This is a genomic window from Burkholderia sp. 4M9327F10 (assembly GCF_005503145.1).
GTDB lineage: Bacteria > Pseudomonadota > Gammaproteobacteria > Burkholderiales > Burkholderiaceae > Paraburkholderia.
Map to the genome: position 1 here is coordinate 92,922 of NZ_SCNV01000018.1, position 23,846 is coordinate 116,767.

The 23,846-nt window shown below is 60.5% G+C and carries 25 protein-coding genes and 3 tRNA genes; 17 read left to right on the forward strand and 11 right to left on the reverse strand.

Annotation, left to right across the window (positions count from 1 at the left end; translation table 11 throughout):
• Positions 1 to 105: 105 nt before the first annotated feature.
• From FFS45_RS18285 to FFS45_RS18325, 9 genes are all read left to right on the forward strand, one after another.
• A complete protein-coding gene (locus tag FFS45_RS18285; RefSeq protein ID WP_137956035.1) occupies positions 106 to 600 on the forward strand; it encodes a hydroxyquinol 1,2-dioxygenase in 495 nt (164 codons plus the stop codon).
• Positions 601 to 642: 42 nt separating this feature from the next.
• On the forward strand, positions 643 to 1,662 hold the full coding sequence (locus tag FFS45_RS18290) for a hydroxyquinol 1,2-dioxygenase (RefSeq protein ID WP_137956036.1): 1,020 nt from the start codon (positions 643 to 645) through the stop codon (positions 1,660 to 1,662).
• Positions 1,663 to 1,694: 32 nt separating this feature from the next.
• On the forward strand, positions 1,695 to 3,161 hold the full coding sequence (locus FFS45_RS18295) for an aldehyde dehydrogenase family protein (protein ID WP_137956037.1): 1,467 nt from the start codon (positions 1,695 to 1,697) through the stop codon (positions 3,159 to 3,161).
• 7 nt (positions 3,162 to 3,168) lie between these two features.
• A complete protein-coding gene (locus FFS45_RS18300) occupies positions 3,169 to 4,236 on the forward strand; it encodes a maleylacetate reductase (RefSeq protein ID WP_137956038.1) in 1,068 nt (355 codons plus the stop codon).
• Positions 4,237 to 4,444: 208 nt separating this feature from the next.
• Complete coding sequence (locus tag FFS45_RS18305; RefSeq protein ID WP_137956039.1) at positions 4,445 to 4,756, forward strand: YciI family protein; 312 nt, start codon at positions 4,445 to 4,447, stop codon at positions 4,754 to 4,756.
• A 3-nt stretch (positions 4,757 to 4,759) separates the two neighbouring features.
• Positions 4,760 to 5,095: a Rieske 2Fe-2S domain-containing protein gene (locus tag FFS45_RS18310; protein ID WP_137956040.1), complete on the forward strand. Its 336-nt coding sequence runs from the start codon at positions 4,760 to 4,762 to the stop codon at positions 5,093 to 5,095.
• A 168-nt stretch (positions 5,096 to 5,263) separates the two neighbouring features.
• Positions 5,264 to 5,521 carry a hypothetical protein gene (locus tag FFS45_RS18315; protein ID WP_137956041.1) on the forward strand — a complete coding sequence of 86 codons (258 nt, stop codon included), beginning with the start codon at positions 5,264 to 5,266 and terminating at the stop codon, positions 5,519 to 5,521.
• Between the two features lie 66 nt (positions 5,522 to 5,587).
• Entirely contained in the window at positions 5,588 to 8,032 is a 2,445-nt protein-coding gene (locus tag FFS45_RS18320; protein ID WP_137956042.1) for a glycosyl hydrolase 108 family protein, read from the forward strand.
• Positions 8,029 to 8,688, forward strand: a complete 660-nt coding sequence (locus FFS45_RS18325) for a hypothetical protein (RefSeq protein WP_137956043.1) — start codon at positions 8,029 to 8,031, stop codon at positions 8,686 to 8,688. The genes FFS45_RS18320 and FFS45_RS18325 overlap by 4 nt, the downstream gene beginning before the upstream one ends.
• Positions 8,689 to 8,918: 230 nt before the next feature.
• On the opposite strand, the gene FFS45_RS18330 is transcribed toward FFS45_RS18325, so the two are convergent.
• The 4 genes from FFS45_RS18330 to rph all read right to left on the reverse strand — a co-directional run bounded on the left by FFS45_RS18330 (position 8,919) and on the right by rph (position 11,714).
• A tRNA-Ser gene (locus tag FFS45_RS18330) sits at positions 8,919 to 9,008 on the reverse strand.
• Positions 9,009 to 9,076: 68 nt separating this feature from the next.
• Positions 9,077 to 10,294, reverse strand: a complete 1,218-nt coding sequence (gene hemW / locus FFS45_RS18335) for a radical SAM family heme chaperone HemW (RefSeq protein ID WP_137956078.1) — start codon at positions 10,292 to 10,294, stop codon at positions 9,077 to 9,079.
• Positions 10,295 to 10,299: 5 nt separating this feature from the next.
• Entirely contained in the window at positions 10,300 to 10,887 is a 588-nt protein-coding gene (gene rdgB, locus FFS45_RS18340) for an RdgB/HAM1 family non-canonical purine NTP pyrophosphatase (RefSeq protein ID WP_249362840.1), read from the reverse strand.
• Positions 10,888 to 10,967: 80 nt separating this feature from the next.
• On the reverse strand, positions 10,968 to 11,714 hold the full coding sequence (gene rph, locus FFS45_RS18345) for a ribonuclease PH (RefSeq protein WP_137956045.1): 747 nt from the start codon (positions 11,712 to 11,714) through the stop codon (positions 10,968 to 10,970).
• A 270-nt stretch (positions 11,715 to 11,984) separates the two neighbouring features.
• Between rph and FFS45_RS18350 the strand changes: the two genes are divergently transcribed.
• The 5 genes from FFS45_RS18350 (at position 11,985) to FFS45_RS18370 (ending at position 16,910) form a co-directional block, all read left to right on the forward strand.
• Positions 11,985 to 12,908 carry a YicC/YloC family endoribonuclease gene (locus FFS45_RS18350; RefSeq protein ID WP_137956079.1) on the forward strand — a complete coding sequence of 308 codons (924 nt, stop codon included), beginning with the start codon at positions 11,985 to 11,987 and terminating at the stop codon, positions 12,906 to 12,908.
• 31 nt (positions 12,909 to 12,939) lie between these two features.
• Positions 12,940 to 13,620, forward strand: a complete 681-nt coding sequence (gene gmk / locus FFS45_RS18355; RefSeq protein ID WP_137956046.1) for a guanylate kinase — start codon at positions 12,940 to 12,942, stop codon at positions 13,618 to 13,620.
• Positions 13,621 to 13,680: 60 nt separating this feature from the next.
• Positions 13,681 to 13,884, forward strand: a complete 204-nt coding sequence (rpoZ, locus tag FFS45_RS18360; RefSeq protein ID WP_006025620.1) for a DNA-directed RNA polymerase subunit omega — start codon at positions 13,681 to 13,683, stop codon at positions 13,882 to 13,884.
• An 80-nt stretch (positions 13,885 to 13,964) separates the two neighbouring features.
• Positions 13,965 to 16,337: a bifunctional (p)ppGpp synthetase/guanosine-3',5'-bis(diphosphate) 3'-pyrophosphohydrolase gene (locus FFS45_RS18365; protein ID WP_137956047.1), complete on the forward strand. Its 2,373-nt coding sequence runs from the start codon at positions 13,965 to 13,967 to the stop codon at positions 16,335 to 16,337.
• Between the two features lie 84 nt (positions 16,338 to 16,421).
• Positions 16,422 to 16,910, forward strand: a complete 489-nt coding sequence (locus tag FFS45_RS18370; protein ID WP_137956048.1) for a phage protein NinX family protein — start codon at positions 16,422 to 16,424, stop codon at positions 16,908 to 16,910.
• Positions 16,911 to 17,024: 114 nt separating this feature from the next.
• Here the strand turns inward: FFS45_RS18370 and FFS45_RS18375 are convergent.
• Together FFS45_RS18375 and FFS45_RS18380 are read right to left on the reverse strand one after the other, a co-directional pair.
• Positions 17,025 to 17,101 (reverse strand) — tRNA-Arg (locus tag FFS45_RS18375).
• Between the two features lie 71 nt (positions 17,102 to 17,172).
• Positions 17,173 to 17,249: transfer RNA gene (locus tag FFS45_RS18380), tRNA-Arg, on the reverse strand.
• 119 nt (positions 17,250 to 17,368) lie between these two features.
• Here FFS45_RS18380 and greB point away from each other — a divergent pair.
• A complete protein-coding gene (gene greB, locus FFS45_RS18385; RefSeq protein ID WP_137956049.1) occupies positions 17,369 to 17,938 on the forward strand; it encodes a transcription elongation factor GreB in 570 nt (189 codons plus the stop codon).
• 142 nt (positions 17,939 to 18,080) lie between these two features.
• Here greB and FFS45_RS18390 read toward each other — a convergent pair whose 3' ends face one another.
• The 3 genes from FFS45_RS18390 to FFS45_RS42395 all read right to left on the reverse strand — a co-directional run bounded on the left by FFS45_RS18390 (position 18,081) and on the right by FFS45_RS42395 (position 19,990).
• A complete protein-coding gene (locus tag FFS45_RS18390; protein WP_137956050.1) occupies positions 18,081 to 19,220 on the reverse strand; it encodes a porin in 1,140 nt (379 codons plus the stop codon).
• Positions 19,221 to 19,324: 104 nt separating this feature from the next.
• Complete coding sequence (locus tag FFS45_RS18395) at positions 19,325 to 19,612, reverse strand: hypothetical protein (protein WP_137956051.1); 288 nt, start codon at positions 19,610 to 19,612, stop codon at positions 19,325 to 19,327.
• A 135-nt stretch (positions 19,613 to 19,747) separates the two neighbouring features.
• Positions 19,748 to 19,990: a hypothetical protein gene (locus FFS45_RS42395; RefSeq protein ID WP_137956052.1), complete on the reverse strand. Its 243-nt coding sequence runs from the start codon at positions 19,988 to 19,990 to the stop codon at positions 19,748 to 19,750.
• Positions 19,991 to 20,417: 427 nt separating this feature from the next.
• Between FFS45_RS42395 and FFS45_RS18405 the strand changes: the two genes are divergently transcribed.
• Together FFS45_RS18405 and FFS45_RS18410 are read left to right on the forward strand one after the other, a co-directional pair.
• Positions 20,418 to 20,621, forward strand: coding sequence for a cold-shock protein (locus tag FFS45_RS18405; protein ID WP_137956053.1), 204 nt, complete (start codon positions 20,418 to 20,420; stop codon positions 20,619 to 20,621).
• A 430-nt stretch (positions 20,622 to 21,051) separates the two neighbouring features.
• Complete coding sequence (locus FFS45_RS18410; protein WP_137956054.1) at positions 21,052 to 22,203, forward strand: exonuclease domain-containing protein; 1,152 nt, start codon at positions 21,052 to 21,054, stop codon at positions 22,201 to 22,203.
• On the opposite strand, the gene FFS45_RS18415 is transcribed toward FFS45_RS18410, so the two are convergent.
• A complete protein-coding gene (locus FFS45_RS18415) occupies positions 22,200 to 22,802 on the reverse strand; it encodes a chorismate mutase (RefSeq protein ID WP_137956055.1) in 603 nt (200 codons plus the stop codon). The genes FFS45_RS18410 and FFS45_RS18415 overlap by 4 nt on opposite strands.
• 231 nt (positions 22,803 to 23,033) lie before the next feature.
• The gene (locus tag FFS45_RS41765; protein ID WP_166660758.1) at positions 23,034 to 23,183 is read right to left on the reverse strand and encodes a hypothetical protein; all 150 of its coding nucleotides are present in this window, start codon (positions 23,181 to 23,183) and stop codon (positions 23,034 to 23,036) included.
• Positions 23,184 to 23,846: the final 663 nt, after the last annotated feature.

The following is a 23,846-nucleotide window of genomic DNA, read 5'->3' on the forward strand; positions in this document are numbered from 1 at the left end:
TTATTCGGAAAACGCAAATGCCGTAGTCGCCTTGCCGCTAGTTGTCCCTGCCGGTGCTTGCTCCTAGAGTTGAACCTGACAGCAGTTCAACAACAGGAGACAGCAATGACCGACACAGCATTTCATACCGTCTTCGGCTCGCTCGAAAAATACAAAAAAGGCGAGATCGAAATCACGAGCGGAAGCGCTCATCACTATGCCTTCTCGAATGTCTTCGAGGTGGCGTCACAATCCGCCCCTTACGAGAAAGTCGTAGCGGGCAAGAACCTCGAATACGTCATCGAAGTGCTGCGCACCGAGGGCCAGTCGGCATGGTTCGCTTGCGCGCATGACGAGTTCACCATCCAGATGGATGGCGAAGTCCGGATCGATTTCATCAAGCTGGATGCGCCGCCCGCAGCGGGTCGTGGAACTGTCCATGCCGGCGATAAGCCCGCAGGCCGCCCGATGGGCCATGTCGTGCTGCGCAAGGGCCACCAGGCATTGCTGCCGGCTGGCTGTGCATACCGCTTCACGGCAAGCCAGCCCGGTGTCGCTCTCGTGCAGACGATTCTCGGCGAATTGTCGGTGCAGAAGTGGGCAGACATCTGCGTGCACTGACGCCACTGCCAGGCACTAACTGAACATCCCAGGAGACACACTATGGCTACCCTCGAGAACCTTGACCACTCTGCTGGCTTCGCGGCAGACACGGTACGTGCAACGGAACCGGATGCCGTGACGGGCTACCGGCGCTTTCAACTCGGCGAATTCGAGTTTCAGCGCGACGAGTATTTCGTGAAAATCAGCTGGCCGGCGAAAGGTCAGGTGCGCACGCACGCGATCCCCGCGGACGCGTTTCTGCGCGCAATGATGCGCGATATCGCGTGGGGCTTTTTCTACGGCTGGGTCAACTTCGACCACGTATTCGGCACGCGCAATCACTACGGCAAGGTCGACGTCTATGCCGGTACGTTCAACGGCATCCTGAAGGAAGCCGGCGTCGATTACACCGAGACCTTTGAAACGCCGACCATCATGGCGACCTTCAAGGCCATCCTCCATGACTGGACCAACGAAGGCTTCGACCCGTTCGCGGCGCCGGAAGAGACCGGCACTGCATTTGGCCGCAAGCACGGCGAGAACGACGCAGCCATCGAGCGTACGCGTATTGCCACACGCAGGATGCCGGGCCTCGAAGGCGACTCGCCGCTGCGCGACGAACTGCCCGTCAATCGCGCGTTCCTCGATGTCGTTCAGGACGAGCCGGAACTGCACGTCGAGCCGGGCTTCGAGGGGCAGCTCCACGCCTTCAACCTCTTCAAGTATCTGTCGCGCTCGGACGTGACGTGGAATCCGTCGGTCACCTCCGTCTGCGAGCGCAGCCTGTTCTGCCCGACGACCGAGGAGTTCATCCTGCCGGTGTTCCATGGCAACGACCGTGTCGAGTGGTTCCTGCAACTTTCCGACGAAATCGTCTGGGACATCGGCGACAAGAACACCGGCGCGCCGCGCGCGCGTATCACGATGCGGGCCGGCGACATCTGCGCGATGCCGGCCGACATTCGCCATCAAGGGTATTCGACCAAGCGCTCCATGCTGCTCGTCTGGGAAAACGCCACGCCGAACCTGCCGCAGCGCTACGAGAGCGGAGAGCTGGCGCCGTACCCGATTGAATTTTAAGTAGCGAACCCGCAACACACCGAGGACGATTCATGCAAACCCAACTTTTCATCGACGGCCGCTTCGTTGACGCTGTCGAGCGCGGCACTATCGATGTGCTCAATCCTCACGACGGTTCGCTTATCACGAAGATCGCCGCGGCAACTGCGGTTGACGTGGACCTCGCAGTCGAGGCGGCAACGCGTGCATTCCCGAAATGGTCGGCCATGGCGGCGGCCGAACGCGGCCGGCTGTTGCTGCGTCTCGCCGATGCGATCGAGGCGAATGGCGAGGAGCTGGCACGGCTGGAGTCGCTGGACACCGGCCACCCGATTCGCGATTCGCTGGCACTCGACGTGCCGCGCACGGCGGCGTGCTTTCGCTATTTCGGCGGCATGGCCGACAAGCTGCAAGGTTCGGTGATTCCAGTCGAGACGGGTTTCCTGAACTATGTGCAGCGTGCGCCTATCGGCGTCGTTGGCCAGATTGTTCCGTGGAACTTCCCGCTCATGTTCACAAGCTGGAAGATGGGCCCGGCGCTCGCAGCAGGCAACACGGTCGTTCTCAAACCGTCGGAAATCACGCCGCTTTCGACGCTGCGCATCGTCGAGCTGATGGCCGAGGTAGGCTTTCCGGCGGGTGTGGTGAATATCGTCCCCGGCTATGGACACACGGCGGGTCAACGCCTTGCCGAACATCCCGGTGTCGGCAAGATTGCGTTCACGGGTTCGACTGCCACCGGCCGCCGTATCGTCGAAGCATCGCAGGGCAATCTGAAGCGCGTTCAACTGGAGCTGGGCGGCAAGGGCGCCAACATTGTGTTCGACGATGCTGACCTGGATGCAGCAATCAATGGCGCTGCGTGGGCCATCTTCCATAACCAGGGGCAGGCGTGTATCGCGGGTTCGCGTCTCGTGTTGCATGAGCGCATCGCCGATGCATTCCTCGAGCGTTTTGTTGCGCTGGCGTCTTCGATCCGCGTTGGCAACCCACTCGATCCGGATACCGAAATGGGGCCGCTGACGTCGAAACAACACCTGGACCGCGTCCTGACGTTCGTCGACGTGGCGCGGGAGCAGGGAGGCCGCGTGCTCGCAGGCGGCAGCGCTCCGCAGGACCCGGCGCTCGCAAACGGCTACTACGTCCGCCCTACGGTGATCGAGGCGAAGACACCGGCCGACCGCATCGCGCAGGAAGAGGTCTTCGGTCCGTTCGTCACGGTATTGCGCTTTAGCAGCGACGAAGAAGCGCTGTCCATCGCAAACGCGACGGAATACGGCCTGGGCAGCGGCCTCTGGACCAGGGACCTTTCGCGCGCTCACAAGCTGGCTTCGCAAATCCATGCGGGGATGTGCTGGATCAATTGCTACAAGCGCGTCAATCCCGGCAGTCCGTTTGGTGGGGTGGGCCAGTCGGGCTACGGCCGCGAGATGGGCTTCGAAGCGATGCATGACTACACGGAGGCGCGTTCGGTATGGGTCAACGTCGACGCTAACGTGCCGCCGCACTTCAAGCGCTGAGGCTTTCATGCAGCGCTTCGTTTATCAAGGCACACCGTCGCGCGTGGTTTTCGGATGGGGCGCCCTTGGAAAGCTACCGGATGAGCTGACCCGGCTCGGTGCCCGCCGGGCGCTCATCCTGTCCACGCCGGAGCAGCGGCATCTCGCTGAGCAGGTGAAGGATGCGTTGGCGGCGCGAGCGGCTGGCGTGTTTGCGCAGGCGGTCATGCATGTCCCGGTCGAGGTCGCGCGTGCGGCGCGCCAGAGGGCGAGCGAACTGGACGCAGACGGTTGCATTGCGATTGGCGGCGGTTCAACGATCGGGCTGGGCAAGGCAATTGCGCTCGAGTCGTCTCTGCCCATCCTCGCGGTTCCGACGACCTACGCCGGCTCCGAAATGACGCCGATTTTCGGAATAACGGAAGGCCGTCTGAAGCGCACCGGACGCGATGCGCGCGTGCTGCCTCGTACTGTGCTGTACGACCCGTCCTTGACGCTGTCGTTGCCGCCGGCGATCTCGGCGGCATCCGGGATCAACGCGATGGCGCATGCGGTCGAGGCGCTCTATGCCGAAGACGCGAACCCGGTGATCAGCCTCATGGCGGAGGAGTCGATTCGCGCGCTCGGCGAGGCGCTGCCTGTTGTCGTACGCACACCTGACGACGCGGATATGCGTAGCCGGGCGCTCTACGGCGCGTGGCTCGCGGGAACTTGCCTGGGAGCGGTAGGGATGGCGTTGCATCATAAGCTTTGCCATACCCTGGGCGGAACGTTCAACCTGCCTCACGCCCAGACGCACGCTGCGATGCTGCCGCACACGGCTCACTACAACCATGCCTCGGCTCCCGAGGCTCTGCGCCGCGTCGCGCGTGCATTGGGCGGTGACGACGCGGGCGACGCCGGGCCGCTGCTGTTCAGGCTGAACGGGCAGCTTGGTGTCCCGGCGGCGCTTGCGGACATCGGCATGCCAGAGGATGGCCTCGACGAGGCGGCGGAGGTCGCCTGCCAGAACCCTTATGCGAACCCGCGGCCGATAGAGCGCGCAGCGATTCGCTCGCTGCTGCAGGATGCGTGGGAAGGACGCGCGCCGGGCTGAGCAGCGGGAGGCGTGGATGGAGACAGATAGAGACAGGTGGAGACAGACGTGACCAATGACCCACGAGATGTCGAGGAGGAGCGGATGTCGGCAATTCGCTTCCTCGCCGGGACCGGAAAAATATGCGACGGCCTGGTTTGCCGGTTCAGGCTGAGCGGACGGTACCGCACATCGCGCCATGACCTGGTTCTCGACCGGAGCTGACACCATGCGCCGCTATTACGCAGTCTTTGCTACCGACAGGCCGGGCATGCGGGAAGTCCGGGAGCGCGTTCGAGCGAGCCATCGGACCTATTTGCGCAGCGCCGCGCAGCACGGTGTGTTTGTGCGCCTCGGCGGCCCGACACTGGCACCGCTGTGCAACACGATGAACGGTACGCTGCTGGTCGTCGAGGCGGAAGATATCGATACCGTCATGCAGTTCATCGGCAACGACCCGTACATGAAAGAAGGGCTGTTCTCACGCGTGGAAGTGCGCCCGTGGGACTGGAGCCTCGGAAATCCTGAGCAGCGGGTGTGAGAAATGAGCGCAAGACAGCTATGCCGCTTGGCCGATGTTCCCGATGGCGGGGCACGGGTGATTGACGAAGCATGTATCGGGCGACCGGTGGTCGTGGTGCGGCGCGGCGAGCAGGTGTGGGCGTATGTGAATCGTTGCCCGCATTTTTCAGTGCCGCTCGATTTTGTACCCGGAAGTGTCTCTTGCTATCGGTCTCAGGTCCTGATGTGCGCTCACCATAGTGCGCTATTCAGGTTCGACGACGGTTTTTGTATCGACGGTCCGTGTACGGGCGCTGCTTTGGAGGCTGTGCCTGTCGAGGTTGACTCGGATGCGTGGGTCGTTTCGGTAGTGGTTTGAACCAATCACGGGTTCCGCGGCGTTAGCGAAGAAGTTGGGTTGCCGCTCCTGCTGCAGCTGCTGGGGTGCGGGTCCGGCACACATGACTGGCACACTTTCCTTTCCTAATTAATTTAGAGAGCAGGACTATACAGAAAATCAAGCCTGTTAATGGCTGTGGCGGAGGCCGTGTCCGCCTGGAACGAAGCCACCGGAATCCGCAAAGCGCCAATACTGGCGCTGGCGAACGATGTCGTATTTCAGCTTTTCCGCGAAACGCGCGACGTGTGGCTCGCGTGGCCGTCGAAGTTCGTGCCGTTCAATGCCGCCACGCTCGGCGCGGCAAGTGGCCGCGCTACTCAGCGAACACATCTACGAACAGCTCCGCGAGCCTCAGGTGGTTTCTTTGGCCTGACAATTGTTTGCATATTTTCAGACTCCAGCTAATTGACCCTGACAGCTCATCCGTCATAGCGTGGTGCGACCCCGTCCACTGAGGAGCGCACCGAACCCATGACGAACAAACCGGCACCACATAAGCCGCAGACGCCACAACCACCCCAGCCGCCAGCCCTCACGCAACTGGCCTTTGCCTTCCCCTTCCAGCGCAAGGTGCAGAGCAATGCCGGGGCATCGGCCCAGTTCACCGACGAGCACGACATTTACCGGCTTCTCGCCGCGAGCGAGCCGTCCGGCGCGTATCTCGTCAGCCGCAGGGGCATGTGGCACGGCGGGATTCACATCACGGAAGGCGGCGCTGGACAGGCGCTCGACCTCGACGCGGGACTCCGCTGCATTGCGGACGGTGTACTGATCGCATATCGCGCCAACAACGACTACCCGGTGAGCGATGTGGCGCTGGCCGGTAGCGACGCGCCGTTTCAGGCTCCCTACAGTACGGGTTTCGCCCTGGTGCGGCACGAGATGGAATTCCCGCGTGGCACGAAGCTGACGTTCTACAGCCTGTACATGCATCTGATGTCCAGCGCCGACTACGACAACTATCCGAAGCGGCAGAAACCGGCGTACTGGTCGCGGGAATGGCAGATTACGCAGTATGCCCAGGACAAGCCGCAACCGGGTCGCGGTGGACAGGCGGCGGACCCGGCGCAAACGGGTTTGCATGTGCGCAAGACGCCTGGCGGTTCTATCCTCGGTATCTTGCCGCAGGGCGCAAGCGTCAGTATCGGCAAGACAGAGACAGTGCATGGTGGAATGTGGGGCCAGCTAACGGACCTGGGCGGCGCAACGCTCTATGCGCCCGAGGCCGGCGGTTACGTCGCGCCCGCCGTGGCCGTCAACAGCTGGATTTTTCTGGGCGCGCAGAATGGCGGGCCGGTCGCGAAAGAGAGCATCCCGGAATCGATGTTCGACCGGGTAATCGTCACGACGGACCGGGCATGCACGGCGAGCGATCCGAAGGGCGCAGGCGGCGGCATCCCGGTCAAGGCGGGCGACCCGATCGGCCACCTGGGCCGTTATGACTCGCTCACCGAGTGTTCGGGCGGAACCCGGATGGCACACATCGAGGTGTTCTGCGGCGAGGGCATCCAGCAGTTCATCAATGCCGGAAACATCTGGGTTGACGCCAACGTTGGGAACGCGGACCCGTGGAGCGAGCTTGGCCTGTCGCCGGAGCCAGCCATTCTGCGCGTGGACCGTGGAACGACGCTCTATCACGACCATGCCAACGGGCAATCCGGCAAGAATCCGAAACAGACCGATGTGATTCAGGTTTGTCAGTTCGCCGCGCTGCCCCAGGATGACGCGCACATGTTCATGGAAAAGGACAACGGTAACGACGGGTACAAACGGCGTTGGTGGAAGGTGGATAGCGCAGATGTGCAACGCAATCCCATTAGCGGATGGGTGCGTGAGCAGAGCTTCGAGGGCGGTGTGGTCACCCGCGAGAATGCGCAAAGCTGGATCGACTTCGAGTGTCACAACGAGGACCACGACCCAACGCACACCATCTTCGCGACCACTGCCGATTACGTCGACTATGCGCTCGGCGGTGATACGCCCGGTGCGGGGTCTCTTGGCAAGCTCAGCCCGCTTATGGTCGCGCTCTACCGTGCGCTCTATCCGACCGGCGACGGCATGCGCGCGGCGGACGACCTTTGTAACCTCGGACAAGGCGCCCTGGGTTCAGGATTCCCTTGGGCCGCTTTTCGTGCGTCGCGCCTCATTCCGAAGCACGAAAGCGAGTGGGCCAACCCGGCGAAGTGGCAGGCGCTGGTGAGCGCAATCGAAGAGCGCACTGGGCCGAAAGCCGAGCATGAAGAGGAAAAAAAGCGCATCGCGAAACTTGTGTGGTGGGACGAGGTGGCGGCTGGCGTCCCCGGTTTCCCCGGTTCCGATGTGTATCACATCAATCCAATTGGGCTGGTGGGGAACTTCATTGAAAGTTGTGACTGCGCTGCCCGATTCAAGAAAATATCAAAAATTATCCTTCGACATGAAGGCGGATACGTGAACAGGAGCGACGATAAGGGCGGTCCGACCAATCACGGTATTGCATGGGCCACATGGCAGAAATACGCAGAGGAGGACGTGGGTGTTGCACCTACGCTGGATAACTTGAAAAATTTGACGGAGCAGCAAGCCGAGGTTATTTATCTTAAGCGCTATTGGCAACCCAAAGGTTTTTGTGGATTTAAAGATGAGCGTGTGGCATTAATGTCTTACGATTGGAGTATAACTTCTGGCGGGGCGGCATTACAAATCCAAAAACTTCTAAACCAGAAATATCATTCAAACCTTGTGGAGGATGGCGGTATGGGGAAGCAAACAGTCGATGCCATGAATGCAATTTCCGATCAGGAGACGTTACTTCAGGATATAACGTCGATTAGGCGTCAATATTATACGAATCTCACAATAAAGGACTCCCGCCAGATTGGCAATCTTAAGGGATGGTTAAACAGGGTAAATGATTGCCTGCAGGTGAAAGTATGAGCAAACGTAGATACGTGACGTTTTTGATGTTCGTCGCAAGCGCCCTGCTCATTCACTCAACGGCATGGACAGCGGAGGGCGTATTTTCGGGCGATTGGGAATATGTGGAGCATGTGGCAGGAGCAAGTAAGCCATATTCGACATTCGAAATAAAGCTGCATGAAACGCGTGATGGCGCGGTCACGGGTTCTTACTGCTTTATCACGCAAAATGGGAACCGAATTGATTGTGATGCCGACGGGGCGGAAAATATCTTTGGACATGTGCGCGAAGGCGGTCAACAAGCGGAAGTTCGCTTTTACTCGTTTTTTGGCGCAAAAGATGGTGTTGTAGATTTAGTTAGTCACGGCGACACATTGTCGTGGGAAATTACGAAGAAACCGATAGGCGATTTTTTTTATGGCCCTTACTCGGTGACTCTCACGCGGAAGCAATCCGATGTCCATCAGGGTGAGCGCCAGGTAGTTGTAGGCAAAGCCTATTTGTATCCAATGCCTTCAGCGACGGAAGTTAAAACGTATATCGTTAAAGGAGAGTATGTCAAATTGATAAGTATTTCGGATGATTTGAGATTCTGGAAAATTTCATATTTCGAGAAAAATGGAATCACCATAGAGCGCTGGATTGATTGCCGTGCCATCAATTCCTGCCCTTGAGCCGACCTGGTAGGTCGTGTCAGACAACCCGGCACACATGCGGCGGCGTCCACGTTTCCATCATCGGGCGGCGCTGGCAGCCGGATGTAGCATCCGACACTCAAGAATAAGGGGAGAACGCAACCATACGCGCGAGGCCAAGGCCGCCGATCGCAACGTGGGTCATTTTGTGGGTTGAAAAAACAAAAGCCCCGTAATTCATCAAACTTACGGGGCCTCTCTGGTGTTCCTGGCGGAGGCGGTGAGATTCGAACTCACGGAAGGATTGCTCCTTCGCCGGTTTTCAAGACCGGTGCCTTAAACCGCTCGGCCACACCTCCAAGCCCGAAATTGTAACCTGAAATCTCTCCACCACGGCAAATTCGCGTGAAGATTGACGCAGAATCACTCACTGCGGGTCTTTCAGGAACAGCGCCTGCAGGTCATTGAGGAAGGCTTGCCCAAGCGGCGTTGGTGCAATCCTCTCGTGATCGCGTACGATCAGGCCGCGTTGCTCCGCTTCCTGCAATGCCGGTTCGATCGACGTCATCGACAAGCCTGTGCGCTCGATGAAGCGGTGCACCGGAAACCCCTCCACTAGGCGCAACGCGTTCAACATGAACTCGAACGGCAGGTCGCGTGTCGCGACCTCGTGCTCTTCGTGCACCGGCGCCCCCGCTTTCGCCTGCTCGATAAACGTGCCCGGATGCTTGTAGCGCATCTGCCGCAGGATGCGATTCGGAAACGACAGCTTGGTGTGCGCGCCGGCGCCGATACCCAGGTAGTCGCCAAAGCGCCAATAGTTGAGATTGTGCTGGCTCTGACGATGCGGCTGGGCATACGCCGAGACCTCATAGCGCCCATAACCGGCCGCCGCGGTGCGGGCGTGAATCCAGTCCTGCATGTCGGCGGACGCATCGTCGTCCGGCAGCGCCGGCGGGAATTTCGCAAACAGCGTGTTCGGCTCGAGCGTCAGGTGGTACAGCGACAAATGCGGCGGTGCAAATGACAAGGCCGTTTCGATATCCGCCTGGCACTGTGCAAGGGTCTGCTGAGGCAGCGCGAACATCAGGTCGAGATTGAAGTTGTCGAAGGTGGTGGCGGCCACTTCCACCGCATGGCGTGCCTGCGCCGAGTCGTGAATCCGGCCGAGCGCCTTCAGATGTGCTTCATTGAAACTCTGGATGCCCACCGACAGCCGGTTCACGCCGCTGGCCCGAAACTGCGCGAACTTCTCCGCTTCGAACGTGCCGGGGTTGGCCTCTAGGGTGATCTCCGCGTCGGCGTCGAGCGGCAGGAGCGCGCGGACGTCCGACAGCAGCCGGTCGAGCCCCGCCGCCGACAGCAGGCTCGGCGTGCCGCCGCCGATAAACACCGTATGGACCTGACGGCCCCAGACGAGCGGCAACGCGAGTTCGAGGTCGGTGCGCAAGGCGTCGAGATACTCGTTCTCGGGGAATGCGTCGCCTTTCCACTCGTGCGAGTTGAAGTCGCAGTAGGGGCACTTGCGCACGCACCATGGAAAGTGCACATACAGCGCCAGCGGCGGCAGCGAGGTCAGGTGAATGCTGCCCGGCGCGGTGAACGCCTGGACCACCGCGGCACCGCTTTGGCCGGCGGGTTTGATCGGAATCACGCTTCCTCCGTCAGACGCGCCAGCAGTTGCCGCAACGCGATCGCGCGATGGCTGCTGGTGTTCTTCACCGCCGGATCGAGCTCGGCGGCCGTCGCGTTCAGTTCGGGCAGGAAGAAGTGCGGATCGTAGCCAAAGCCGTGCGCACCGCGCGGCACGTCGATGATCTCGCCTGGCCAGCGGCCTTCGGCAATCAGCGGCTCCGGGTCTTCGGCGTGGCGCACGAGTGCCAGGACGCAGAAGTAATACGCGCGCCGGTCGGTTTCGCCATGCAGTTGCTCGACGAGGCGCGCATTGTTCGCAGCATCGCTTTTCTGGCCGCCGGCAAGTTGCGCGTAGCGCGCCGAGTAGACACCGGGCGCGCCGCGCAGCGTGCGCACACAGAGTCCGGAATCGTCGGCCAGCGCCGGCAAGCCGGTCAGCCTGGCCGCATGACGGGCCTTCGTCAGCGCGTTTTCGACGAAGGTCGGATACGGTTCGTCGGCTTCAGGCACGTTGAGCGCGCCTTGCGGAATCAGTTCGATACCGGCCGCGCCCAGCAACGCCGCGAACTCGCGCAGCTTGCCGGCGTTGTTCGAGGCCAGCACGACCTTGCCGAGCGACGCTTTGGCCGCGCTCGCAGCCTCTGACGCAAACTGGGCAGCGCCGCTGGCATGTTGACGATCACTCACTTCAACCCCAGCGCTTCTTTCTGTTTTGCCACCAGCGTGCTGATGCCGTCGCGTGCCAGATTGAGCAGCGAATTCATTTCGTCGCGCGAGAACGGCGTGCCTTCGGCCGTGCCCTGGATTTCGACGAAGCCGCCTGCGCCCGTCATCACGACGTTCATGTCGGTGTCGCACTTCGAGTCTTCGTCGTAGTCCAGATCGAGCACCGGCAAGCCGTTGTACACGCCCACCGAAATCGCCGCCACGAAATCCGTAATCGGCGAGGTTTCGATCCGGCCGCTGGCGAGCAGCTTCGACACCGCATCATGGGCCGCGACGAAGGCGCCGGTGATGCTCGCCGTGCGGGTGCCGCCGTCGGCCTGGATCACGTCGCAATCGAGATTCATGGTGCGCTGGCCGAGCTTCTCGAGATCGAACACCGAGCGCAGGGCCCGGCCGATCAGACGCTGGATTTCCTGAGTGCGGCCGGTCTGCTTGCCGCGCGCCGCCTCGCGGTCGTTGCGGGTATTGGTGGCGCGCGGCAGCATGCCGTACTCAGCCGTGAGCCAGCCCTGACCGCGATCGCGCAGGAAGCCGGGCACCGTCTCGGAGACGCTCGCCGTGCAGATCACCTTGGTGTCGCCGAACTCGACCAGCACCGAGCCCTCCGCGTGCTTCGTGTAGTGGCGCGTGATGCGCACATCGCGCAACTGGTCGGCGCGGCGGCCGCTGGGGCGGCCTTTGGAAAATGCGGTGGTGTCGTTCATCGTTCGGGGTCTTGGTGGAGAGAAGGGGGAAGGCGGGGCAAACGCTAATTTTACCGCTGATCGTGCGGGGCGGCTTAACGTCGAGCCGGTGCGTGGCCCGGTGCCTTGCGCGCTCCGGTGTGCGCGGTGGAGCGGCCAGGCCTCGTATGGCGGGGCGCTCCGTCAAAAATGGGATAATGCCGGTTCCACGCCCCGCGCCTCGTACACGCCGGGCGATTCGACTCTTCCGGCCATCCCTTCAGCGGCATGGCCCCTATCGCGAGACAAATGATGATCTACAGCATGACTGGCTATGCGAGCGCCACGCGTGAACTCGCGGCGACCACGGGCAACGGCGGCGTCAGCGTGTCGGTCGAACTGCGCACGGTGAATTCGCGCTTTCTCGATCTGAACTTCCGCATGCCCGAAGACGTGCGCGTCTGCGAGCCGACGCTGCGCGAAATGCTGATGAACAAGCTCTCGCGCGGCAAGGTGGATATTCGTATCAACCTGCAACGCAGCGAACAGGCGGCCAACGCCGGAGCCATCAATCACGATGCGTTGTCGCAACTCGCGCTGCTCGAACGCGCGGTGGTGGGTGTTTTCCCGGAGGCGGGCCGTCTGCGCACCGGCGAAATCCTGCGCTGGCCGGGCGTGCTTGCCGAAAGCGGTGTCGCGGCGGAAACGCTGCGCGACGCGGTGCTCGCGTGCGGCAAGCAGGCGATTGGCGATTTGATCGACGTGCGCGCTCGTGAAGGCGCGCAACTGGCGACGATGCTGCTCGCCAACGTCACCGAGATGGAAACGATTGTTGCCAGGATCACGCCGCTGGTGCCGGAGCTGATCGCCAAGCATCAGCAGAAGATTGTCGAGCGGCTCCAGGAAGCGCTTGGCATTGCTGCGCCGGATACGGTGACGACCAGCATCTCGCGCGAGGAAATCGCCGAGCGCATCCGTCAGGAAGTGACCATGTACGGGATTCGCATCGACATCGCCGAAGAGCTCTCGCGCCTTACCGCGCACCTGAACGAAACGCGTCACGTGATCGAGAAGGGCGGCAAGGTCGGCAAGCGCCTCGACTTCATGATGCAGGAACTCAATCGCGAAGCGAACACGCTCGGCTCGAAGGCTGCCGCAAAGGAACTCGCCGATTCGTCGATGACCCTCAAGCTGCTCATCGAACAGATGCGCGAGCAGGTACAGAATCTGGAGTAATCTTCGAGCCCACTTTCGGATAACGAATGCAATGACCGACCACACACGCGAAAGCAGCGCACCGCGCAACCCCTACGCCGGCGCTTATCCCGGCAACCTGTTCATGGTGGTCGCGCCTTCGGGCGCGGGCAAGTCGACGCTCGTCAACGCGCTGCTTGCACGCGACCAGGCGATCCGCCTGTCGATCTCCTACACGACGCGCCCGCCGCGTCCAAAGGAGAAGGACGGCGAGCATTACCACTTCACGACGGTCGACGACTTTCTGAAGCGCCACGCCGAGGGCGAGTTCCTGGAAAGCGCGGAAGTGCACGGCAACTACTATGCAACCTCGCGCCTGTGGATCGAGGAGCAGATGAAAAGCGGCCACGACGTGCTGCTCGAAATCGACTGGCAGGGCGCACAACAGGTGAAAAAACAGTTTCGCAACGCCGTCGAAATCTTCATCCTGCCGCCTTCGCTCGAAGCGCTCGAAGAGCGTCTGAAGAAGCGTGGCCAGGACGAGCCGAACGTGATCACGCGCCGTCTGCTCGCGGCCGGCAGCGAGATCGCGCACGCGGCGGAAGCCGAGTACGTGGTGATCAACGAGAACTTCGACCGCGCGCTTGCGGAACTGCAATGCCTCGTCGCCGCCACGCGCCTGCGCTTCGCCTCGCAATACGCACGCCACACGGACCTTTTTGTGCAGCTCGGCATCCACCTCCCGCACGCGTGATCGCGGCGAGGTATCGAGCACATAAGGTAGAATAAGCAACATACTGAGAAGGAACCCAACATGGCCCGCATTACCGTCGAAGACTGTCTGAAACAGATCCCGAATCGTTTCGAACTGGCACTTGCCGCAACCTATCGCGCACGCCAGCTCGCACAAGGCCACACGCCGAAGATCGAAAGCCGCGACAAGCCTACCGTTGTTGCGCTGCGTGAAATCGCGGCTGGCCAGGTCGGCGTCGAAATGCTGAAGAAGGTGCCGGTCTAAGGCACGCTTCAGTTGTTCTCGATAGCCATGTAATTCACACACGCGTGCAGACCGGCGTCCAACCTGATACGGAGGCGAACATGAGCACCAATCCCTCGCCCCCTGTCACGGAAGTGGAGCACGAAGCTCACGAAGGCGATACCCCGGCTTCTGCACGCAAGTACATCGACGCGGTCCTCGAACAGTCGTTTCGCCATCTGTTCGGGCCGACCGCCACACCGGAGCAGCCGCGCCGGCATGACGTCGTTTCAATCGCCAAGCTGACTTCCTCGCTCTCCGGCTACCTCTCGCCGGAAGAGATCAAGGAAGTCAAGGCGGCGTTCCACTTCAGCGACGAAGCCCACCTCGGGCAGTACCGCCAAAGCGGCGAACCCTACATCACGCACCCGGTTGCTGTCGCAGAGATCTGCGCCAGCTGGAAACTCGACGACCAGTCGATCATGGCAGCGCTGCTGCATGACGTGATGGAAGACCAGGGCGTGACCAAGGCCGAACTCGCCGAGCGGTTCGGCGCCAAGGTCGCGGAACTGGTCGACGGCCTGTCGAAGCTGGACAAAATGGAGTTTCGCAATCGCGAGGAAGCGCAGGCGGAGAATTTCCGCAAGATGCTGCTCGCGATGGCGCGCGACGTGCGCGTGATTCTGGTGAAGCTTGCCGACCGCCTGCACAACATGCGCACCCTCGGTGCGGTGCCGCCGGAAAAGCGCCGCCGCGTGGCACGCGAAACGCTCGATATCTACGCGCCGATCGCTCACCGCTTAGGTCTGAACAATACCTATCGCGAGCTGCAGGACCTGAGCTTCGCCAACTTCAACCCGCACCGTTATGCCACGCTCGAAAAAGCCGTCAAGGCGGCGCGCGGCAACCGGCGGGAAGTGGTCGGCAAGATTCTGGAGTCGGTGCAGCGCGCGATTGCCGATGCCAAGCTCGACGCCGAAGTCACCGGCCGCGAAAAGACCATCTTCAGCATCTACAAGAAGATGCGCGACAAGCAGTTGTCGTTCTCGCAGGTGCTCGACGTGTACGGGTTCCGCGTGGTCGTGGAAAGCGCGCTGGAGTGCTACACCTGTATCGGCGCGCTGCATGCGCTCTACAAGCCGGTGCCGGGCAAGTTCAAGGACTACATCGCCATTCCGAAGGTGAACGGCTACCAGTCGCTGCATACCACGCTGGTGGGTCCGTTCGGCGCGCCGATCGAGTTCCAGGTGCGCACCCGCAAGATGCACGAGATCGCCGAAGCGGGCGTGGCGGCGCACTGGCTCTACAAGAACGGTGGCGCCGACCTGAACGACGTGCAAAAGCGCGCGCATCAGTGGCTCAAGTCGCTGCTCGATATCCAGAGCGAAGCAGGCGATTCAAGCGAATTCCTCGAGCATGTGAAGATCGATCTGTTTCCGGATGCGGTCTACGTGTTCACGCCAAAGTCGAAGATCATGGCGCTGCCGCGCGGCGCCACCGCCCTCGACTTTGCGTATTCGATCCACAGCGATCTGGGCAACCAGTGTGTCGCGGTGAAGATCAACAATGAACTGTTGCCGTTGCGCACCGAGCTGAAGAGCGGCGATATCGTCGAAGTCATCACGGCGCCGTACTCGAAGCCGAACCCGGCCTGGCTCGGATTTGTGCGAAGCGGCAAGGCGCGTTCGGCGATTCGTCACTATCTGAAGACGATGCGGCTGAACGAGTCGGTGCAGTTGGGCGAGCGGCTCGTCGATCAGGCTTTGAAGGGCTATGACCTCGCACTTTCCGAGGTAACGCCGGAAGCCTGGGAAAAGCTCGTCCAGTGGACCGGCAACAAGAGCCGCCAGGAAATTTTCGCGGACATCGGCCTCGGCCGGCGCGTGGCCGCGGTGATGGCCAAGCGCATCGAGGTGCTGATGAGCGGCCACGATGCCGACGATGACAGCCCGCGCTCCGAGTCGGGCCACACCTCGCACGCGCCGCCGGTCGTGATCACCGGTACCGAAGGGATGTCCGTGCAGCTATCGGCCTGCTGCCGGCCGATTCCTGGCGACGACATCATGGGTTACATCGGTATCGGCCTCGGCATGGCCATCCACACCACCGACTGCCGGGTCGCCCAGCGTATCCACAAGCGCGATCCGGGCCGCTGGATCGACGTGGCGTGGGCGCCGCAACCGGGACGTCTGTTCGACGTAGCGGTGAAGGTGCTCGTCAAGAACACCAAGGGTGTGTTTGCCCGCGTGGCCGCGGATATTACGTCCGCAGACGCCAATATCGTCCACATTGCGATGGACGAAGACCTGTCGCAGGAATCCACGGTTTTGCGTTTCGTGATCCAGGTGAGCGACCGGGTGCATCTCGCCAATGTCATGCGCCGGGTTCGCACGAATCCGGACGTGATGCGCATTGCGCGCGAGCGGCCGAGCGAAGAAGGGCATCACCGGCACGACGGCGGGATGCGCATCGACCGCGAACGGGCTGATTACTGAGCGTTGCGGCCGGCAGGCCGGAGCGCGAGCCTGACTACACCACCGGTGCGATCGGGGTTTCACTCCGCTCTTGAGGGGAACGCGATGAATGTTGCTGACCTGACCGGCATGGCGCTCGACTACTGGGTCGCCCGTAGCCTGCACGACTTCGTGCGCGAAATCTACTTTACCGATAGCGGAGAAACCGTCGCGATACGCGGCGAGGATCGCGGCCGTCCGTGGGATGGGCGCTTCACGCCGTCCACCTCGTGGGAGGCTGCCGCGACCGTGCTGGAGCGTGCCCAGCGGCTCGAGGTGCGCGAGCACGTGGACCGGCAGCAGGCGCACTGTATTGCGGACTTCGAGGGGGCCCACAAAACGGTGGAGGGGCGCGGCGATACATTACGCGAGGCGCTGCTGCGCGCGTTCGTGGCGAGCCGCTTCGGCGATACGGTGGAAGACGTGTTGCATCAATCCCAAGGACTGTCCGGCGTGAGGGCGGCGCCGGTTAGCGAGCAAATGTGGACGTTCGCAGCCGAAGAGAGTCCGAATCCTGACGGAGAGGTTGGCGATATCCAGTCGGAGCCGCGGTGAGAGAAGCGGTGGCTTTGGCAGGGTGATAGCGGCGCGGTGCGCACGCCACTTCACATCTGCGCTTTCTGCGGGACCAAAAATAAAGGGCCTTCCCTGAGGAAGGCCCTTTATGGGTGGTGCGGCTGGCAGGATTCGAACCCACGACCCCTTGGTTCGTAGCCAAGTACTCTATCCAACTGAGCTACAGCCGCACGCTAAACGGGTACAACGGTAAAACCGGGTGAAACAGAAGGGCCTCCCCGGAGGGAGGCCCTCGAATAAGTGGTGCGGCTGGCAGGATTCGAACCCACGACCCCTTGGTTCGTAGCCAAGTACTCTATCCAACTGAGCTACAGCCGCACGCAGAAACGGGATTATAGCAAAGCTCCAAGAAAAGGGAAGCCTCAAACTGTGATTTGTCCCATTATCCTGATCGTGTAACCTTGATAGGCAGGGTTTGCTGCAGTCAATGGAAGATCATGAACAAGGCCTTTGTTAAAGAGTCGAGCGAAGAGAATGACGACGATCTCGACGCCGCGCAGCCCGCGATTCCCGCGGGCGCGAAAAACTACATCACCCCGGCGGGCTATCGCCGCTTGCGCGATGAACTGCTGCATCTGATCGATGAGGAACGTCCGGAGGTCGTCAAACTGGTGTCGTGGGCGGCGTCGAATGGCGACCGCTCGGAGAATGGCGACTACATCTACGGGAAACGGCGTCTGCGCGAAATCGACCGGCGGATTCGTTTTCTGACCAAGCGTCTTGATCTCGCGGAGGTCGTCGATAGCAGCAAGCAGGAAAACGTCGATCAGGTGTTTTTCGGTGCGACGGTCGACTATGCGGCCGAGGATGGCGAGGTGCGCACGGTGACGATTGTCGGTGTCGATGAGGTCGATCTGGACCACGGCAGGGTCAGCTGGATCTCGCCTGTTGCGCGGGCGCTGGTGAAGGCCAGGATCGGCGATCAGGTGACGCTGCATACCCCTGCAGGGCCGGAGCCGATCGATGTGATCGACGTGAGGTATCCACCGCCGGATGCGGGCGGTTAGAGGGTGCTTGGGGGCGGCTGCGCGTTGCTCGTGCGCGTACCGGATACGTGTTCTGAGCGCGTTCAAGCCGCTTCAGGACAAAAAAAAGGCGCCGCAAGCGGCGCCTTTTTCAACTGCAGTTACGCAGTGACAAGCAGACAGCTTAGAAGCGGTGACGCAGACCTGCGGTCACAGCGACTTGGTTGTTGTTGCCCGAAGCCGACAGACCGTTGATCGTCGCATCCAGACCCGTGCCGTCCTGGCTCACGTGCTGGTATTCGCCTTGCAGGTACACGTCCGTGCGCTTCGACAGCGAGTACGCCGTTTGCAGGCTGAACTGGTTCCACTTCGGGTTCGCGCCTTCGATGCTCGATTGCGTGTACGTGTACGCGCCAGCAACGCTGATAGCCGGCGTGATCTGGTAACGGCCGTTCACTTCGAAGTTCTGGAAGTGACCGCTCGTCACGTTGTTCAACGTGAAGCCGTCGCCGCCGTAAGCACCCGAGCTGATACCCGAGAAGTTGTTCAGGTTCGTTTGCGTGTAAACGAAGCCTGCCGTTGCCGGGCCGAACGTGTAGTTCAGGCCAGCACCGAACGTGCGCTGACGGCCTGCCAGCAGCGTGTTGTCGCCGCTAACTGCACCGCTCGTGTTGGCATTTGCTGCGCCGACGCTGTTGTTCAGTTGCAGGTAGCCAGCAGCAACGTTCAGGCCGGCGTAGGTGTACGACGCGCCCACGCTGTATGCGCGGTTGTTCGCGAATTCACCTGCTTCGTTCGAGAAGCCATACAACGCGCCGAACTTGAAGCCGCTGTAGTTTGCGCTCTGGAACTTGATCGAGTTGTTAACGCGGAACGAGTTGTCCAGGTTGTCGTTGTCGAACGGGTGCGCGAACTGCGTGCCACCGTAGCCCGTACCCGTCAGTGCCAAGGGGCCCAGGTAGTCAACAACGCTGTCGTACTGGCGACCGAGGGTCACTGCACCAAACTGGTCGCTTGCCAGACCGACGAAAGCTTGACGGCCGAATTCGCGGCTGTTTTGACCCAGCTTGCCGTTAGAGATGTTGAAGCCGTTTTCCAACGTGAAAATCGCCTTCAGACCGCCACCGAGGTCTTCCGAGCCACGCAGGCCCCAACGGCTGCCGTTCACCGAGCCGCTGGTTTCTTGCCAGTTGGAGTGACCGCCTTGGTTGTTCGTGTAGGTGATGCCGGCATCGATCAGGCCGTACAGCGTGACGCTGCTTTGTGCGTGCGCTGCCGTAGCAAAAACGCCCGTCAGGGCGGCGACCATGAGTGTCTTTTTCATCTTTGTAACTCCGAGAACAGGATGGGCTTTGGAAACCCAGGCTTCAAGGAAACGTCACGCTTGCGCTGCGAGAGGCGAAGACCTGCGTGAAAACGCGCGGGACATCAAGCGCGCTCGTTTCCGGACAGGCAGAGTGTAGGGATGTGGTTGCCCGGCGGACGTTCCGATTTGCGCAATAAAGTATTACTTGACGCGCAATTATTGGCGATGTCGATGGAAGCCTTGCTGGGAAAGGCTTTGCGAGCATCAGTCGGGTAGGGTGAAGCGGTGTCAATCACGACGCGTTGTTCAATTGCTACATCAAACGATGTAAAAAAACAACGCGAAAAGAACGAGAAAATCGATTGTTGTTGTAAACGCAATAGATGATTGCCGATTGCGCCGCCAATCATCTGATGCTTCGCCTGTATACTGAAATCTCTGCTTTCCGAAGCAGACTTTTTCGTTGACGAAAAAGATCTCCAAACCTTTGTCGGCGCGACTTCCCAGTCGCGCTTTTTTTTTGCCCCTGATTTCCCGAGGCCGTTCTAGCGGATCTGAGTAGCCAGACCGGCTGGCTCCAAATCCACCTCGTTCACAATGCTCCAATCTTCCATTACATAGTGGCGAGCGTCCATTGGGGAAGACAGCAGGTTCTGCCAGTGATCTCCATGCCACATTGGATCGAAGTCGAACACGGACGGTGTAGCCTGCGCGGCCCCGTCCGTAGGCCTCTGGCGGAATGCACCGGTAAGCCAGACGGCGAGACGGTGAAATCCATTCACTAGCATGGCAATCTCCTTACTCATCCATACTGCCAATATCCATCTTGAAGCCGGGGATTTACTGCAGCAACTCGGACAAACACTTACGAATGACATGATTTGTTACATATGACGGGAAAAATTCCCTGTTTATGCATAGTGAGATTCGACTCAGTAAAAGTGACTTGCTGATTATTCGGTCGTTACTTAAATGTGCTGTATCGTGCTCACCTATTGCGTTGAGTCAGACTCTATCCGTTATGGTTTAAGCAGATAAGCGATTGTTAAAAATTTGCTTGACGCCCGATCTTTCTTCCCCGTATAACGGCAATGCTGAATTTCGATTAGCAGATGTGATGGTGTATCGCCAGCACGTCCCTTTTTCTGGGTACATCGGTAATCGGCGTAAGGGCTTTGCCCGTCTTAATCAAAAAATCTCGAAGGAAACTGGAATATGGAAACCGGTATCGTAAAATGGTTCAACGATGCTAAGGGCTTTGGCTTCATCACATCGGACTCGGGCGGTGACGACCTGTTCGCGCACTTCTCGGAAATTCGCAGCGAAGGGTTCAAGTCGCTCAAGGAAAACCAGCGCGTTTCCTTCGACGTGAAGACCGGCCCGAAGGGCAAGCAGGCGGCGAACATTCAGCCTCTGTGAGCCAGGTAGGCCGCGCAGTTGCAAGCACTGCATCGAAGCACCAATAAAAGGCCCTCGCAAAGCGAGGGCTTTTTTATGGGTATCAGCAGGCCGGCAGGAAGGATATCCACATCAATGCGGCTTCCAGGCGCCGCTCGTTCCAAACTGTTTTATGTCTCACTGATATAGCGTGATTGGGCGAGCGCAGTACTTTTTTACCTTGCTTTACCCAGGGTTTCCCAGTATAAAAATTCCCGGCTTTATCGCGATCAAGTCATAAAAGCATAATATTGGCGTGGAGTTTAAGCCGGCAGGAAGGAGCTGAAACAAGTTGCCGCTGCGTATGCTGGTTGCAAGGCAACGGTATTAAAACCGCCATGCCGCGTGCATGTCCACGTGGCAACTGGTGCATACTTGCCGCAAGCCATGCTCCGAAATCTATCTTTGCCCCATGACTGAAGCGTTTTTGCAGAACCCGGCGATCGATGTGCCGATCGCGTTTGTTGACCTTGAAACCACCGGCGGTTCGACCGGCGAGCACCGCATTACCGAGGTCGGTGTCGTCGAAGTCGGGCCCGAAGGCGTGGCCCGGTGGAGCACACTGGTCGACCCGCAGCAATCCATTCCGCCGTTTATCCAGCAACTGACCGGCATCACCGATGCGATGGTGCGCGGCGCCCCCACTTTTGATGCGATCGCGCCTGCGCTGTTCGAGCGCCTCAACGGCAAGCTGTTTATTGCACATAACGCAAGTTTCGATCGCGGTTTCCTGCGCAGCGAGTTTCGCCGTGCAGGCCTGGCGTTCAATCCTGATGTCCTGTGCACTGTGCGTCTGTCGCGCGCGCTCTTTCCCGCGGAAAAACGCCATGGGCTCGACGCACTGGTTGAACGCCACGCCCTCGTGCCGTCCGACCGCCACCGGGCGCTAGCCGATGCCGACCTGCTCTGGCAGTTCTGGCAGCGCCTGCATGGCCTGGTGCCAGTCGAGGTATTGCGGGCGCACATTGACCGCACGCTGCGTCGTTACCGTCTGGCGGGCGAGATTACCGAAGACCTGCTCGACACGGCGCCGGCCGGCTGCGGCGTTTACGCGTTCTACGGCGAAGGGGATTTGCCGCTCTACGTGGGCCGTAGCGTGCGGGTTCGGCAACGTCTGCGCTCGCATCTGACGGGCGAGCGCCGTTCGTCGAAAGATTTGCGGCTGGCGCAGCAAGTGCGCCGGGTCGAATGGCTCGCCACTGGCGGCGAGTTAGGTGCAATGCTGGCCGAGGCGCAATGGATCGCAACACTGCGGCCCGGACAGAACCGCTTGCCGCGTGTGGCGAAAAGCGATCCCGTCGATGCGCCCTGGCCGTTCGACGGTCCGATTGTCTTCGAGGAGCGCGACGCTGAATTGCAGGCGCGCGCCTTTCATGTGGTCGACCGCTGGCGCTATGTCGGTCACGCACCTTCGCTCGCGCAGGCGGCAAGCCTGCATGCGTCGAGTGTCGCGGGTTCGTTTGAGCTGTCCACCTATCGCATCCTGCAAACTCATCTGGCGCGCGGCCTGAGGGTGATGCCGCTGGGCGTTTCCCTCAACGCAGGAACGGCGAGTGTTGCCTAGCCCGTCGCGCCCACTCCGCCCGATTCGCACACATGACCCAGCGCGTGGGTGAGGGCGCCCGAGCGCGCGGAGTCGTAACGTGTCAATGACTTCCAGTTGGCGATGCCCTGGGCCACGCGCGATGGACAATCCGGCGCCGTGCGCAACGTTTGCACGCGCACGAGACCGGCGATCATGGACTTGGTCAATTGATCGAGCTGGGGTCGGATAGTGGTGACGAGGTCGGGCGCTGCACCCTCCGGTGGCCGTGTGCTGCGCCAGGTGTCGAACAGGGCGTTCTGCACTTCCTTGCTCGCGTCGATCTGGTCCTGGAAGAAGGCGCGCGCGAACTCGGGGTCTACCTGCGCGGCTGCGGCACGTTTGGCGACATCGGCGAGCAGTGCGGCTTCCCGTGGCGCATCGGTGATCGCCTGATGGTTGGCCCACTTCCAGCGCGCAACCGGTTCGGCAAGCGCGAGCCTTTGCGATACGAGTGAAATCAGATTGGTGAGAGCGGTGTCGTCGCTGTCGGCATACGCGGCAGTGGATGTCAGCGTAAGCGTCAGGGCGGCACACAGCGCGAGCGCGCCCGCTACGCCGGTACGATACAAACGGTTCATGTGGGAGACGGTGACCGAACGGTCAAAGCGGAAAGTCAGAAGAATAAACGAAGCGCAACGCGCGCGGCATACATCTTCTTTTGAGGCGCACGATCCAACGCGCCAAGGGAATGGCCCAGCGTGTGTCGAACAGCTATCGCGACCCGTAACAACCTGCTTGGCGTGCGCGCACGTCTCCCTGAGCAGCACATTGCGTGCGTGCTCCGGATGTTGCGGTGCGCCAGCCTCGTGTTACTTGGGCTCGCACGACTTGCGTTGTTCGTCAAAGAACGCGCGAACATGCTCAGGCAGTTCGGCGCCAAGGAACTCAACGCCAGCGGGTTCCGGATCCGGGCTGAACACCTTATCCGGGGTCGGAATCTTGGGCGGTTTGGCATCCATGATATTTCTCCTTTACGAACTGATTATCTGCCTCAGTCCCCGATTTGCACCAGTGCTGCAAAGCGATAACACTGTTTTTCATTGGCCATTTGTTGCTTTAACGGCACAAGGCCACTTTGCTTGAATTCGATTGAATAAAATTTAACTCTTGTGCCACAGTTGCGAACGATCGGACTTATCAGGGCAATACCCTACGCATTGTTCCCGCAATCTCCGCAACCTCGCGGTCGCGGCAGTCTTTGTTCCCCAACTTTTACACAATTCTTCGCGGCCTGCGCTCGAACTGCCCACTGCATTCGATCCTGACGTCGCCGCATCCGTCACCCCGGAAGCCGCGCTGCACGCCGCGTTTCGCCTGGCGCCGCGCGGGAGCGGATTGGTGCGTTGCAACGTGCAGTCTTCGATGCCGCTCGAGATTTCCGCTCGGGCCGCTGCACGTCACGCAGTCCATACCGTCGCGTAAGCCATGTCGAAATTCCGTTGGCGTTCTCTCAGGCCGCTCGCTTATCAGAGCGCTTAAACAATACGTTTCGCTGCACTGCACATATGCCGCCCAATGACACCGCGTATATGGCTTCCGAGCGCGATTCAATTCAAACGTGCCGAATTGCGCCCTCAATTTTTTGTTAACGAAGGATTACGCGATTCCGTTGACGCGTCTGA

What these genes read in the sequence shown, in the direction of transcription:
- FFS45_RS18285 (WP_137956035.1), top strand. Translation starts at nt 106, where the DNA reads ATGACCGACACAGCATTTCATACCGTCTTCGGCTCGCTCGAAAAATAC.
- FFS45_RS18290 (WP_137956036.1), top strand. Translation starts at nt 643, where the DNA reads ATGGCTACCCTCGAGAACCTTGACCACTCTGCTGGCTTCGCGGCAGAC.
- FFS45_RS18295 (WP_137956037.1), top strand. Translation starts at nt 1,695, where the DNA reads ATGCAAACCCAACTTTTCATCGACGGCCGCTTCGTTGACGCTGTCGAG.
- FFS45_RS18300 (WP_137956038.1), top strand. Translation starts at nt 3,169, where the DNA reads ATGCAGCGCTTCGTTTATCAAGGCACACCGTCGCGCGTGGTTTTCGGA.
- FFS45_RS18305 (WP_137956039.1), top strand. Translation starts at nt 4,445, where the DNA reads ATGCGCCGCTATTACGCAGTCTTTGCTACCGACAGGCCGGGCATGCGG.
- FFS45_RS18310 (WP_137956040.1), top strand. Translation starts at nt 4,760, where the DNA reads ATGAGCGCAAGACAGCTATGCCGCTTGGCCGATGTTCCCGATGGCGGG.
- FFS45_RS18320 (WP_137956042.1), top strand. Translation starts at nt 5,588, where the DNA reads ATGACGAACAAACCGGCACCACATAAGCCGCAGACGCCACAACCACCC.
- FFS45_RS18325 (WP_137956043.1), top strand. Translation starts at nt 8,029, where the DNA reads ATGAGCAAACGTAGATACGTGACGTTTTTGATGTTCGTCGCAAGCGCC.
- rph (WP_137956045.1), bottom strand. Translation starts at nt 11,714, where the DNA reads ATGAACGACACCACCGCATTTTCCAAAGGCCGCCCCAGCGGCCGCCGC.
- FFS45_RS18350 (WP_137956079.1), top strand. Translation starts at nt 11,985, where the DNA reads ATGATCTACAGCATGACTGGCTATGCGAGCGCCACGCGTGAACTCGCG.
- gmk (WP_137956046.1), top strand. Translation starts at nt 12,940, where the DNA reads ATGACCGACCACACACGCGAAAGCAGCGCACCGCGCAACCCCTACGCC.
- rpoZ (WP_006025620.1), top strand. Translation starts at nt 13,681, where the DNA reads ATGGCCCGCATTACCGTCGAAGACTGTCTGAAACAGATCCCGAATCGT.
- FFS45_RS18365 (WP_137956047.1), top strand. Translation starts at nt 13,965, where the DNA reads ATGAGCACCAATCCCTCGCCCCCTGTCACGGAAGTGGAGCACGAAGCT.
- FFS45_RS18370 (WP_137956048.1), top strand. Translation starts at nt 16,422, where the DNA reads ATGAATGTTGCTGACCTGACCGGCATGGCGCTCGACTACTGGGTCGCC.
- greB (WP_137956049.1), top strand. Translation starts at nt 17,369, where the DNA reads ATGAACAAGGCCTTTGTTAAAGAGTCGAGCGAAGAGAATGACGACGAT.
- FFS45_RS18390 (WP_137956050.1), bottom strand. Translation starts at nt 19,220, where the DNA reads ATGAAAAAGACACTCATGGTCGCCGCCCTGACGGGCGTTTTTGCTACG.
- FFS45_RS18395 (WP_137956051.1), bottom strand. Translation starts at nt 19,612, where the DNA reads ATGATTGGCGGCGCAATCGGCAATCATCTATTGCGTTTACAACAACAA.
- FFS45_RS42395 (WP_137956052.1), bottom strand. Translation starts at nt 19,990, where the DNA reads ATGCTAGTGAATGGATTTCACCGTCTCGCCGTCTGGCTTACCGGTGCA.
- FFS45_RS18405 (WP_137956053.1), top strand. Translation starts at nt 20,418, where the DNA reads ATGGAAACCGGTATCGTAAAATGGTTCAACGATGCTAAGGGCTTTGGC.
- FFS45_RS18410 (WP_137956054.1), top strand. Translation starts at nt 21,052, where the DNA reads ATGACTGAAGCGTTTTTGCAGAACCCGGCGATCGATGTGCCGATCGCG.
- FFS45_RS18415 (WP_137956055.1), bottom strand. Translation starts at nt 22,802, where the DNA reads ATGAACCGTTTGTATCGTACCGGCGTAGCGGGCGCGCTCGCGCTGTGT.
- FFS45_RS41765 (WP_166660758.1), bottom strand. Translation starts at nt 23,183, where the DNA reads ATGGATGCCAAACCGCCCAAGATTCCGACCCCGGATAAGGTGTTCAGC.